The organism is Flagellimonas marina, from assembly GCF_042651185.1.
GTDB classification, from domain to species: domain Bacteria; phylum Bacteroidota; class Bacteroidia; order Flavobacteriales; family Flavobacteriaceae; genus Flagellimonas; species Flagellimonas marina.
Genome location: NZ_JBHSCL010000002.1, coordinates 458,530 through 471,304 on the forward strand (window position 1 = coordinate 458,530; position 12,775 = coordinate 471,304).

At 40.7% G+C, this 12,775-nt stretch carries 14 protein-coding genes; 8 read left to right on the top strand and 6 right to left on the bottom strand.

Annotation, left to right across the window (positions count from 1 at the left end; all coding sequences use genetic code 11):
• Positions 1-136 precede the first annotated feature (136 nt).
• From ACFOWS_RS02210 to ACFOWS_RS02235, 6 genes are all read right to left on the bottom strand, one after another.
• Positions 137-1,348, bottom strand: coding sequence for a hypothetical protein (locus ACFOWS_RS02210; RefSeq protein WP_379762301.1), 1,212 nt, complete (start codon positions 1,346-1,348; stop codon positions 137-139).
• A gap of 139 nt (positions 1,349-1,487) precedes the next feature.
• Positions 1,488-1,784 carry a hypothetical protein gene (locus ACFOWS_RS02215; RefSeq protein WP_379762302.1) on the bottom strand — a complete coding sequence of 99 codons (297 nt, stop codon included), beginning with the start codon at positions 1,782-1,784 and terminating at the stop codon, positions 1,488-1,490.
• Positions 1,785-1,796: 12 nt separating this feature from the next.
• Positions 1,797-2,645, bottom strand: a complete 849-nt coding sequence (locus ACFOWS_RS02220) for a DUF5777 family beta-barrel protein (protein WP_379762304.1) — start codon at positions 2,643-2,645, stop codon at positions 1,797-1,799.
• Between the two features lie 5 nt (positions 2,646-2,650).
• Complete coding sequence (locus ACFOWS_RS02225; RefSeq protein WP_379762305.1) at positions 2,651-3,061, bottom strand: hypothetical protein; 411 nt, start codon at positions 3,059-3,061, stop codon at positions 2,651-2,653.
• The gene (locus ACFOWS_RS02230; protein WP_379762306.1) at positions 3,058-3,618 is read right to left on the bottom strand and encodes a YceI family protein; all 561 of its coding nucleotides are present in this window, start codon (positions 3,616-3,618) and stop codon (positions 3,058-3,060) included. The genes ACFOWS_RS02225 and ACFOWS_RS02230 overlap by 4 nt, the downstream gene beginning before the upstream one ends.
• Before the next feature lie 32 nt (positions 3,619-3,650).
• The gene (locus ACFOWS_RS02235; RefSeq protein ID WP_379762308.1) at positions 3,651-4,040 is read right to left on the bottom strand and encodes a hypothetical protein; all 390 of its coding nucleotides are present in this window, start codon (positions 4,038-4,040) and stop codon (positions 3,651-3,653) included.
• 206 nt (positions 4,041-4,246) lie between these two features.
• Here ACFOWS_RS02235 and ACFOWS_RS02240 point away from each other — a divergent pair, with 206 nt between their 5' ends.
• From ACFOWS_RS02240 to ACFOWS_RS02275, 8 genes are all read left to right on the top strand, one after another.
• Positions 4,247-5,371, top strand: coding sequence for a LytTR family transcriptional regulator DNA-binding domain-containing protein (locus ACFOWS_RS02240; protein ID WP_379762309.1), 1,125 nt, complete (start codon positions 4,247-4,249; stop codon positions 5,369-5,371).
• On the top strand, positions 5,356-5,562 hold the full coding sequence (locus ACFOWS_RS02245; protein ID WP_379762310.1) for a hypothetical protein: 207 nt from the start codon (positions 5,356-5,358) through the stop codon (positions 5,560-5,562). The genes ACFOWS_RS02240 and ACFOWS_RS02245 overlap by 16 nt, the downstream gene beginning before the upstream one ends.
• Before the next feature lie 176 nt (positions 5,563-5,738).
• On the top strand, positions 5,739-7,502 hold the full coding sequence (locus ACFOWS_RS02250) for a tetratricopeptide repeat protein (RefSeq protein WP_379762311.1): 1,764 nt from the start codon (positions 5,739-5,741) through the stop codon (positions 7,500-7,502).
• Between the two features lie 90 nt (positions 7,503-7,592).
• Positions 7,593-8,549 carry a homocysteine S-methyltransferase family protein gene (locus ACFOWS_RS02255; protein WP_379762313.1) on the top strand — a complete coding sequence of 319 codons (957 nt, stop codon included), beginning with the start codon at positions 7,593-7,595 and terminating at the stop codon, positions 8,547-8,549.
• A 128-nt stretch (positions 8,550-8,677) separates the two neighbouring features.
• Positions 8,678-9,901 carry a family 16 glycoside hydrolase gene (locus ACFOWS_RS02260; RefSeq protein ID WP_379762314.1) on the top strand — a complete coding sequence of 408 codons (1,224 nt, stop codon included), beginning with the start codon at positions 8,678-8,680 and terminating at the stop codon, positions 9,899-9,901.
• A 51-nt stretch (positions 9,902-9,952) separates the two neighbouring features.
• Positions 9,953-10,726, top strand: coding sequence for a sterol desaturase family protein (locus tag ACFOWS_RS02265; protein ID WP_379762315.1), 774 nt, complete (start codon positions 9,953-9,955; stop codon positions 10,724-10,726).
• A gap of 21 nt (positions 10,727-10,747) precedes the next feature.
• The gene (locus ACFOWS_RS02270; protein ID WP_379762316.1) at positions 10,748-11,521 is read left to right on the top strand and encodes an SDR family NAD(P)-dependent oxidoreductase; all 774 of its coding nucleotides are present in this window, start codon (positions 10,748-10,750) and stop codon (positions 11,519-11,521) included.
• A gap of 208 nt (positions 11,522-11,729) precedes the next feature.
• Positions 11,730-12,635 carry an alpha/beta fold hydrolase gene (locus ACFOWS_RS02275; RefSeq protein WP_379762317.1) on the top strand — a complete coding sequence of 302 codons (906 nt, stop codon included), beginning with the start codon at positions 11,730-11,732 and terminating at the stop codon, positions 12,633-12,635.
• The last annotated feature ends 140 nt before the right edge of the window (positions 12,636-12,775 follow it).

Consider the following 12,775-nt stretch of genomic DNA (forward strand, 5'->3'; position numbering starts at 1 on the left):
CAGGGGTTAAATCCCAATCGAGTGGTTCTTAAAAACTTTTCGCGTAAATACCCAAGGAACCAAAAATGATTCCCTGGGCATTACAGTCAAAACCTAACTTAACCAATCAAACACTAAACTTAAACTATTCGGTTATCTAATCCACAATGGTCAATGTACCAGTCATTGAACTGTGGAATTCACAGATGTAAAACAAGGTATCCGGAGCTGTTTCAGGTACAGTGAAGGTAATAGTGCCAGAAGTGGCACCATTGTTGGCCACTCCATTGTCAAATGTTTCGCCAGTACCCAAAGTTTGCTCTGTTTTAATAAAAAATGGATGACCGGGAACATTGACGTTGAGCTCATAGGTCTGCCCTCTTTTCAATGTCAAATCTGGATTGGCCACATTTTCCAACTCTTCTCCATCAAAAACATACGCAGTGGCGCCTTGGTTGGTAACATCATAGCTTTCAACAGTAGATTCAGGCTCAGGAGCAGGTTCCGTGTCAGGATTTACGATGGGCCAAACTCCTGCTGAGGGGAAACCTACGCCAAAGTTATCGCCCCTATTCTCATCGCCACCAAAATAATACAATGGCCAACCTTTGTAGGTAACCTGTGTCTCTCCGAAAACATCGATCATACCAAAATCTGCCGCATCAAAGATGCTGGGAATATTCACAACATCAATTGTAAGGATTGGCCATACGCCATCATTTGAAAAATCTTCATTGGTGAACGTATTGGTGTCTTTGGAATCATTGCTAAAATGATAAATGGTACGTCCACTGGCGTTGGTCATGTAAAAAGTCTCTTCCTCTCCAGGTTCGTAGGTAGAGGTAAGGTTGGTTTCATTGCCCTCTGAATCACGACCGACCAATTGGGCCCTTGTGATCATGATGGAATAATCCGGTTTTGCCACGAACCAAGTACCCCCGGCACCATCTCCGTTGACATCCCCTGCTGCCGTATCGTTTGAAAAACGGTACAAGGGCCACCCTTTGAACGTAGTTTGGTTTGCACCATCTTCACGGGTAATGTTTCCAAAATCAGCAGAGTCAAGACCGTCATCCAAAGTCAACTCAGAAGGGTTGAAAACTGGCCAAACATCGGCACATCCGCCATTGCATCTGGAATTGCCGTCACTGTCCGGAGCGAAAAAATATAGTGTGAAGCCATCAGCATCCGTCAGTACCTGACCAAAAGTTGCATCATTACGCAATTTTACCTGATTTGCCGTTACTTCGTCACCAGGATCATTTGAATCTTCATTTGGATCTGGTGTGTTGTCGTTCACATATCCATCATCTTCACTGCAGGCGACCATCGCTGCCAATACAAAGAAAGTTAAAATTGTTTTTTTCATTTTTTCTTGATTTTTAATTATTTGTTTTTGAATTCATTTTAATTGAGAGCAAAGAAAGAGTGGCTTTACATCACAGTCCCACGAATATGCTGTGAAGCGGAAAAATTGGCTGTGAGGAGGAACTCTTTCTTTTGATGTATTATGCAGCACATTCAACCGATTGGCAATTGCTACATATATTTACGTGTTGATTTCCACTTCCCGGAACTTCACCTATCTCGGGATATCCCAATTCGGTAAGGACGTTTAAGGCCTTGGACAATTCATTGGCTCGGAAAAAGCTAAATACCACCATTGCGGATTCAGGATATAGGGCAACGTTATTGATGTCTTCAATTTTCAGCAGCTCTTGGCGTATTTTACGACCACAATCCTGACAAAAGCTTTTTTGCACTTCAATTCGAGCAATATTTCTATTATGTGTTGCTGTTCTCATGCTATCCCTACTTTAATTGAATACCCTGGAAAGGTTAAACCCGAAGAAAATATCACCTGTGGCCCAATCGCCAGTCCCTTGACCCAGAAATCCATTGGTATTCATTGGTTGGGCATTGGTAAAGTGCAGTTGAAAAACATGCCCACCTGTTTCAATATCAACACCGATGGATAAGGAGTTCTTGAACGGGGAGATATCCGCCCTGTTCAAATGGTAGCCATAGTCAAAGTTCAAGGAAAACCTCTTGGTCAACTTTTGCCTTCCACCGAAACCAATCACATATTGGGAATTGTGCTGCTCATTTATGGCCACGTAATTATCGTGGAAAAACGTAGGCATTAACTGCAAGGACAGACCTTCGCTTATTTTCTTTGAAATCAATAATTGCGTGGTATACCCAAGTCTGTTGTTGAATTCAAGTCCGGGAAGCACAACCTCATCCAACGCCGTATTCAAAAGAATGTTACTGGAACTCACTATGGTGAATGGAAAGCCTCCTACTTTTTCGCGAACCAATCTCAGTTTCAATGAGCTTTCATAAATCTTTTGAAATGAACTCCTTGAGATTCCGATGTTTATTCCATCAGAAATACCATATATAAAGTTGAGGCGGGTAACAGCTTGATCGAGTCCAAAAAAATCCTCAAAACCAGTTTCTATGGAACCGAACCTGTGTGATACCACAAAATACAGCTCTTTTGAGGACACCATCTTTGTGGATTCAAAATTGACAATTTTAAGTCCTTTGAAAGCGGCACTCTTGTACGTATCCACCGCTACGGTATCCAATTCTGCCAGAAGGTCATTTTGCGAAAAAAGGCTAAACGGCAATAGCAGCATCAAGCTAATTAAATGTTTCATTTTAGTCATTGTTTTGGTTGTTGTTTTGAATTAATCTGGGCCTGGTCTATCTTCACTTGTAGCAGCAATTCATCAAAACCGACACATCTTCCTTTTATGATCAGTTCTTCTCCCTCTTGGGCACCGTTTAGGGTATCCGTCAAAAAATTGACCATCACCCTATTATCAAGAACAATACTCTTTCCTGCTACTTCGGTGACCTCACCGGAAACTTCAAGTACTTGATCCAAGTACTTTTCACTGGCGATTTCCGCATTACTGGCAAAGAAGTACTGCAGTTCATCTGCCGGAACAAGAAAAGCTGCTTTTTCGTTGGCAATGACCCGGGGTTTGGGATTCAGAATGCCTTGCAATAGAAAACCCAGGGAGGCGACTCCCACAATAAGGCCCGTGATGGCGATTACTAGCTTCTTCATAGCTCCTTCATTTTAAATTCCAACGACACGATGACCTCCTTGGCAATCTTATTTTTGACAATGGAAGGGATGGAGATATCAAAATCATCCGGGGTCACCGAGAATGACCCCGAGATGACAATGGCATCGCCTGCCCTACCAACGTTCAGGTACGTTTCAATAGCTTTTTCTTTTCCATGCAATTCTAATTTCCCATCTACTCGAACCTGCTGGGGTGCGTCGGTAACGTTGGCGATATCAAAATCCATAAGTTGCCCCTTAAAAGTGGCCTTAGGATATTTTTCTGACTCTATATAGTTTTCATTGAAGTGTTCTTCCATAAGGGAGTTCTTGAACCGGAATCCCTTTATCAAAGCCAGTGAGGCTATTTCATGGGTTGCAACATCAAGAACAGCGGTAACCGATTCGTTCTTGGCCTCAACAGGTTCAAATAAGGCTTCGGATGCTTGGAAAGCGACATGGCCATTTCTATCGACCAGTTTTTGCCCAGTTACATGGATTGTGGAACAAAGTGCCACAAACACAAAGCATACTTTTAAAATTTGATTTGTCTTCATAATTAGTATTAGGATGTTTAAAAGGATTAGTTTTAATTTTCTGGGGTACCGTTATCAATCCACTCTTGGATTTGATTGATGGTGTTTTGGGGTAGCGTTCCTGCTGGTGGCATTGCACCGGGTGAACCCGATTCCCTGGCCATTGCATTCAGGATACCATTGGCCCTTCCACTTACTTGGTTATAGTTGACAAGTGCAAAAGGAGCCCCATTTCTTGGCGGACTTGAATGGCATGAGACACAATTTGAGTCCATAATGGCCTTGATGGTGTTGACATAGGTAATACCGGGACCATCTGGGTTTTCCGAATCATCTTCACCATCGTTTTCCTCGATCGCGATCAAATCATCTTCACTGTCATATGCACAAGATTGTAGCAGAAAAAGGAGACAACTGATTGAAATAAACTTTAGAATTTTCATGATTGATTGTTTTGTCTATTTGACAGCAAATCAACCACCTGGAAGCGTCTTCTAAAGAAAGAATCTCCGTGAAAGGGAATTTCTGAGCTTCAAGAGGAATATTTTAGCCTGAATTTTTTTGGCTTTATCACTACAAAGAGAAACTGTACTCCATCAACACTGTATATTTCCATCAAATCTTTAACTTGCCGCTTTATTGGTTTGTAATGCGAAAAGACAGGTTATACCTATTGAGCTTTTTGGCGGTAACACTCATTTTTATCATTGTTTCAAGTGTCGCCATAGAATATTTTGTAGGGTTCAGTGCTGACAGATTATTGAACACCCAACTGGAATCAAGTAAACGTGAAGCCAAAGAGTTTGCCACCTTCATTGAGGAACAGATCAAGAATGATGTAGCAAAGGAACTGGCCATTACCTCCCTGCAAAAGAGTATTTCGAATGCCAATATTGATTTGGGTTTCATTAGCATGTTTGATTGGTCAGGTAAGATTGTATGTCATCCAGATATAAAGATGGTGGGGCAATTGATAACTCCGAAGGAATCTTTTGTTTCTTCGGTTTCAGATGATTTGACCCCAGAGGATTTCTATTCCTTGATTCAATTGAAGAAAGAAAGTGGAGGGATTCGGGATTTTAAGGATGGGACACAAGATGCTGAAGTGGTTTACCTGTATCCCGTCTCCGGGACTGACTGGATGATTGCGGCCCATGCAAACATTACCTTGGTATGGAATGAGATTGATGGGTTACGAAATCGATTCTATATCATCTTGGGAATAATGGGCCTTGTAATGATTTTGAGCTCTGTTTTGGCCGTTCGACTTATAGGAAGCTCCTATGAGAAAAAATTGGAAGCGAAAAATGAAAAACTGTCCGACGAAGTCATCAATTTAGCAAAATTGAACAAAGCTGTTGGCGACTACCAACAAAGAGTTGCCAAAGACAAGGTGGAAATTGAAAAAGAACCTGATGAGGAGGAAATGGGTGGCAAACGCAAACGCATATTGACCTATATCAGAAATGAGTTAAAGCCAATACCCACGGAAGAAATCGCCTATGTATTTACGGAAACCACCATCACCTATGTGGTTTGTTCTGACGGCAAACGGTCCACATCCAATCTAAGCCTTGATGAATTAATGTCCAATCTGGACGAAAACTTCTTTTACCGTGCCAACAGACAGTTCATCATTGCCATTTCTGCCATTGAAAAAATTGTAAAATATGGCAACAACCAATTAAAGATAGTGGTGAACCCGAATTCTGAAGTTGATATTATCATTAGCAAGAACAAAGCCGCGGAATTTAAACAATGGCTCAATCTTTAATCGGTATACATGGCGTGGACGGTTTTGGACACTCTGGAGGTGGTATCGGTGCGGGATGTGAACTGTATTATATTCCAGAAAAAAAGATGTATTTCTTTATTGCCATCAATTTGGGTACGATATCAGAAAGTCCACTGCACAAAGAAATAGAGGAAGCGCGGACCGAAATTTATTCAATTTTGACGAAGTAATGAAGGCTTTTTGAATACATGGGAAATCACAAAACGCCTTTTTTTATAGCTACCACCTCAACTACATTTTTGACAAGGTTTCAACTCTGTAGATTATATGATGGCTATCGAAAAGACATTTCTAGCAAAAAATTTACAACTTTGTAATCTTTTTTAATTCAAGTTGTTGTACTTAGATGGATGTAACAATCGCCATATTACCCTTTAAAACCTTAATACGTTCTGGCGACCATCAAATGTTTGTTGATGGATTTGTAGAGGATCTTACCACGAACCTTTCGAAGTTTATTGGCCTATCGATCATATCTTCGGAAACCATTAAAAATTTGAACATCCATAAAAATCAAGTTGAAGCACTCGACACAGATTATTTTGTCAAAGGTAGTTTTAGGGAATTTGAAGATAGTTTTCGTATCGGCATTCAATTAATTAAAAAAAAGGACTGTGCCATTATTTTCGCCAAAGATTACGATTTTTCCTTTGAAGATATGTTCAAGACCCAGGATGAAATAGTCAAGCAGCTTGTAAACATGGTGCAACAACAAGTTGATTATGATATTTTATCGTTTTCCTATGAGACAAAATCCACCGATCTCAAAGTTTATGAAAACTATCTATTGGGTATGAACATCTTAAAAAAGGGAGGTGCTGAATACGATTCGGAAGCACGGATGTATTTTGAGGAGGCGATAAAAAAAGACCCTCATTATGCAAAGGCCTATACGGGTATATCGCTTTCTTACTTTAATGAGTGGAGCTGTCAGTTGATGGATCAATGGGACTTAAAGAAAAATGGCGCCCAGAAATTTGCACTAAAGGCTCTTGAACTTGATGAATACGATTATGTCGCGCTAACAGTCGCGGGTAGGACATTTTTATTTTCCCGTGAATTTGACAAAGCTGAACACTATCTTCGGAGATCATTACGTATGAACCCCAATGATGCTTCCAACCTAATTCAAGTGGGTTTTTGTTTTATGTTTCTAGGCTATACCCAAGAAGCCCTTGAACTTTATAAGAGAGCTCTTAAATTAAATCCTATCCATCCGGAAAGTTACTATGGCTATGGCTCGAACTTCTATTTTGAGGACGGAAATTATAAAAAGGCCATTGAATTGGGCAATAAAATTAACATTGGAACTTCTTTCGTTGATTTCGCTGCCTACATGGCAGCTGCCCACTTTCACCTCGGAGAATTTGAAAAAATGAAGGAATATTGGAAAATTTATCTAAATAAGTTTAGCAAAATTGTTCTTAAAACAGATGAGATAAAGGAGGAGGAAGCCATAAAATGGTCTATACAAGTAAATCCATATAAAAAAAATACCAACCTTAAGCCTTTCTGGGAGTTTATCGCAAAGCAGAAAATTAATGCTACTGAGTTGTTAAAGTCTGAAAAGACGTTTCCTTCAACCCCAAATCTCTTCAAGAAAACAGGGAATCTTTGGGAGATTTCTTATGCTTTTGAATCTATAGTGATACAAGATTTAAAGGGAATCCATGATATAATCACACTATTGGAAAGGCCAGAAGAAGATATTCATTGTAGCGAATTGATCGGTGCCGCGGTAGTCAATGAAAAGGGAATTGAACTGATCGACCAAAAGGCGAAAACGGGTTATAAAAAGAAAATTCTCCGGCTACAGGAAGACATTGCGGAAGTGGATGCGTCAAACAACTATGAAGAGTTGGCAAAACTTCAAGATGAGTACGATTCCATTTTGGAACACTTATCTAAATCTACCGGGCTAGCGGGCAAAAGCCGAAAATCGTCGGTTCAAGTCGACAAGGCCAGATCTGCGGTCACATGGAGAATAAGAAGTGCCATTAAAAAGCTTGGGGAAGTACACCCGGCTTTGGCCAAACATCTTACTACTTCCATCAAGACGGGCATGTTCTGTTCTTATAGGCCCGAGAACCCTGTAGACTGGGTTTTTTAAAAAATTTCCAAATATTTTCCGTTGTACTTACAGCGTAAGGTTAAAACTTACGCCAACTAGGGTGTTGATTATGACATACATAAAGATATCATGTCTCGTAATATCACCTCGAAACATTTTCTGATAAATGACCATTATCTGACCGACGGAGGACTGGAAACGGCCTTGCTATTTCATGAACGACTACCCTTACCCCATTTTGCGGCTTTTCACCTTCTAAGCAGCCCGGAACTGCGAAAAATTTTGGATGCGTACTATATAAAGTATTTAGAACTGGCAAAGTGTTACGGAACTGGTTTTATTTTAGAAAGTGCCACCTGGCGAGCCAATCCTGATTGGGGCTACAAGCTGGGCTATTCGCAAAAAGAACTTGTGAAGGCAAATCAAATCGCTATTGAACAGATGAAATCGCTGCGATCGGAGTATAGCGATGAGATCGATTCTATCCTCATCAGCGGGTGCGTTGGCCCCAGATACGATGGATATGTAGCAGCCGTTTCGGAAAATTGGGAAGATGCCAAAATATACCATTCTAGACAGATAAAAACATTCAGGGATAGCGGTGTTGACATGGTCAGCGGTCTTACCATGACCAATGTGGAAGAGGCAATGGGCATCGTTATGGCCGCAAAGGATGTGAGGGTCCCGGTCGTTATATCCTTCACCGTCGAAGTCGATGGCCATCTTCCCGACGGGAAATCATTATTTGAAGCCGTTAAGACTATAGACCAAGCTTCAGAGGATTATCCATTGTATTACATGATCAATTGCGCCCATCCTGTGCATTTCGCAGATCGTCTATTGGAGTACTATCAACAGGCATACCGTATTCAAGGAATACGGGCGAACGCTTCTTGCAAAAGCCACGCAGAACTAGACGAAGCCACTGAGTTGGATACGGGAAATAAAAAACAACTGGCTCAGTGGTATGAAATATTAAAAAGTAGGCATCCCCACATCAAAATCTTCGGAGGATGTTGCGGAACCGACATTTCCCATATGGAAGAAATCTGTAGTGCTGTCATTTCTAAAAATAACCAGCTATAACTTTTACTGCAATATGTTGTGCATAAAGAAAATACTTACTCCACCTTTTTTGACAAAAAATTGATATGCTGACACCCCGCACAGGCTATCGCAATAGAATCGAAATAGCAATTTATTAAACAAGAACTATGAATGACAATAAGCTGAAATTAATTCTGATATTAACCACACTACTATTAAGTCTAGCTCTTAGTTTACAGACAAAAGCTTCAGAAGTACTGGGAACCGATGAAATCCCAACTGAGTCTAGAACCAAAAAGAAATCTACACCGGTTTTCAAGAAAGATTTGGGTCAACCGACCAAAATATCTGCTCAAAATTTGGATATCCCATTCAAAAAAAATAGCTGGTCATTTTCTCAGGGGTCCGATTATGAATATCAAGATTTCGAAAACCGTAAAACCCTCCTTTTGGATGGAGGTACCGAGGCGAACCTAAAGGAATTCAAAAACGGGACTATTGAAGTCGATATCCATGCCAATCAAAAAAGGAGTTTCGCAGGTATCAGCTTCCGGAAACAAGATGACACAATGGAAGAAGTCTATATGCGGATGCACAAAAGCAACCAGTCCGATGCCGTTCAGTACACCCCAATTTTTAGTTGGGAAAGTAATTGGCAATTGTACCCAGAACATCAGGCAGCGGCTGGAATCTTACAATCGGCCTGGAACACCCTTAAAATTCGGGTTATGGGAACTTTAGCGAAAGTGTATCTTAACGAAAAGGAAGTTCTATTAATAGATAAACTCAAGATAGATAATGGCACAGGGGGTATCAGCCTATTCGCACTCTTCGGGAATCAATTTTCCAATTTCAAGGTAAGTCATGGCGAGGTGCTAGAAATCTCAAAAATAGCTCAGAAAGTTACAAATAACGGAAACTTAATCACGGAATGGAAACTCTCAAAAGCATTTCCCTTTGAACCAAAAAACTTTGAAAGCGGATTGCGTACTGAAAATTTGGGTTTTAATGCTGCGAAGACCGAACCGTCCGGATTACTCCCCATATCTAAATTCATCGAAAAGCCATCAAAGAATGGATTTGAAAACAATCAAGAAGATTATGTAGTCGCGCAATTGGAAATCAATTCCGAAAATTCCCAGGACAAAAAATTCTCCTTTGATTATAGTGACCGATGTATTGTCTATCTGAACGGAAAGGAAATTTTCCGTGGAAACAATGCTTTCCGTTCAAAAGGCCCCCAATTTCAAGGTCATCTGGGAATTGATGGTAATACGCTTAGCCTCCCACTTCAAAAAGGAAAGAACATTCTTGATATCGTGGTTATCGAAAAGGCTAACGGCTGGGGACTTACGGGAAAGTTCAATGAAACATCGGGATTACGATTTTGAATAAATCAAAATCTGTCAAAAAACCATTTTTAAAACGAAATAAAAAGTAAAATGAAAGAAGTAATTCAAAATTTACCATCCCCCCTCGAATTGGTGCTCGACCCTATTTCCTATATCGTATTCGGCATCTACGGCGGACTTATGCTTTGGGAAGCTTTGTGGCCTGCCCAAAAATTGCCAAAGGTGAAATTTTGGAAGCTCAAGGGTTTTCTGGCCTTTGTACTTTTCTTTTACCTTTCTTCATACTTGCCCTTGATTTGGGACGACACCTTGGCGGAATTTCAATTATTTGACCTTACCAGCTTGGGAACCATTGGTGGTGCAGTCACTGGAATCATGATTTATGAACTGGGCGTTTATGTTTGGCACAGGGCAATGCACCGACACGATGCCCTTTGGAGAATCTTTCACCAAATGCACCACAGTGCAGAACGGCTCGACAGTTACGGGGCATTCTATTTTAGCCCATTGGATATGGTAGGGTTCACTTTTCTTGGGAGCCTCTGTCTGGTGGTCATTGCCGGATTTACACCGGAAGCCACTACACTTATTATTTTGGGCACCACTTTTTTATCGATTTTTCAGCACAGTAACATACGCACGCCAGTATGGTTGGGCTACATCATCCAGCGACCCGAGGCGCATGCCCTGCACCATGCCAAAGGAATACATGCATACAACTATTCTGATATTTCACTTTTTGACATGATTTTCGGGACGTTCAAGAATCCAAAACAATTTGGGCATGAAACCGGGTTTTACCAAGGTGCATCCAGTAAATTAAAGGACATGCTTCTGTTTCGAGATATTTCAAGACACGAATAAAACCAAAACATGTAATAGAAAATGATTGGCAAGAATGTAATTGTATCAGGCGGCACGTCCGGCTTGGGACTGGCAACGGTCAACTCCTTTCTTGAAGAAGGAGCCAACGTAGTGGTGGCGGCGAGAAGTAGGGAGAAATTTGAAGAAAATTTAGGCAAAGAACATTCAAAACTGCACTTTGTCCAAACTGATTTCAACAACATGCAGTCCGTGAATTCACTATATGAATGGATTGAAAAAAAATTCACAACATTGGATATAGCCATAAACAATGTGGGCCATGGTACCATAAAGCCTATGACGGAATTCTCAGAGGCTGATTTTGACTATGCTCTAAATGTGAACTTAAAAAGTCTATGGCTAAGCTTAAAACATCAAATAAGGCTAATGAAAGGGGAAACCTCAAAACAAAAACACATCATTAATGTTTCTTCCATCAATGGTCTTGGCGGTGCCGAGTACCTCTCATTGTATGCAGCAGCTAAGGCTGGAGTAATTTCACTGACCAAATCGGCTGCTCTTGAAAACGCAAAATCCAACATTGCGATCAATGTCATTGTACCCGGTCCTTTTGCCACCCCAATGTTGGAAAATGTATTTAACATACAAGCCGGGGGAGATATGGAGAAACAGAACGCGATTTCGGAACAATATAAGGGTATGATTCCCGCAGGAAGGTTTGGGCGACCTGATGAACTTGCCGAAGCAATAGTTTGGTTATGCCAAGGCAAGAGCACCTATTTATCGGGTCATTCCCTAATTATTGATGGCGGGCTAACAAGTCGATTTAGATAGCCCAAATCCGATGAGGTCCAAGAACCTATCACAATATAAATACACCTTAGAAATGAAAAACATAAAAAAAACAAAAATCTCAATCTTATTTTCAGTCATACTTTTTAGTATCGCTTTACAAACATTAGCCCACGGAAATGATCAAAAAGAAGAACGTACTGTTAACGTTTCATCAGCCAGATTTTCGATTCAAAAAAAACATATCAAATTGACAACAGGCACGCGAATGGCCTATGTGGAGCTGGGGAATCCGAATGGACGAACCTTGCTTTTTCTCCATGGGTATACAGATACCTCGCGGTCTTTCTACGGCTTAATCAAGGTACTTCTGAGAATGAATCCGAACCTAAGACTGATAGCACCTGATTTAAGGGGGCATGGTGATAGCTCCATACCAAATTCCAATACTGAAAATCCTTTTGAAATAGCAAATTTTGCCGATGATCTATTCAGCTTTTTGCAACTCAAGAATATTGATATAATAGATTTAGTGGGGCATTCTATGGGAAGTATAATCGCACAAGAGATGGTGTCCAGGCATTCAGAAATGATTAATTCACTCACCATGATAGGAGCCTTTGTCAACGGAAAAGAAAACGAGGCAATACAAAACTTTCTGATGCCGGAAGTCGTACAAAAGTGGCAGCGTCAACTACAAGTCGAATTTGGTGATAATTGGAGAGAAAAATCATATTCAATGACCCCTGAAGATTTAGGTGACAAGACTTTGGCCTTCATAAAGAATGATTGGGTCATTGAGCCTGATTGCAATAATGATGTATTGGAAGCCATTTATTCAGAAACCTTAAAAGTTCCCTTGGCCACATGGTTTGGGGCCATGGAAGCACTCAGTAAGATTGACAATGAAGGAATGATGAAACAGGTGAACACTCCGCTTTTGGTCATTTGGGGTACGGGAGACACGGTAACTACAAAAAAAGATCAAGATGATATTTTGGAGGCCCGTAAGAATGCCACCCCGAACTCCAGAACCCCTGTTGAGTTCAAGGCATACGACATCAGCGAAAGTGGAAACCACCGACCCGGACACAATCTGCATTGGGCAAACCAAAAGATGGTAGCAAATGATATCTTAAAGTTTATAAGTAAATAAAAATCCTTTTTTAGGTATTTACGTAATGCAAACATTGAAAATCCATCATTTAAACTGTGTTAAAATCGAATCCCCATTTGGTCCGGCAATAGGCCATTGTGTCTTGATTGAGCGTGACGGAATATTGACGCTCATCGATG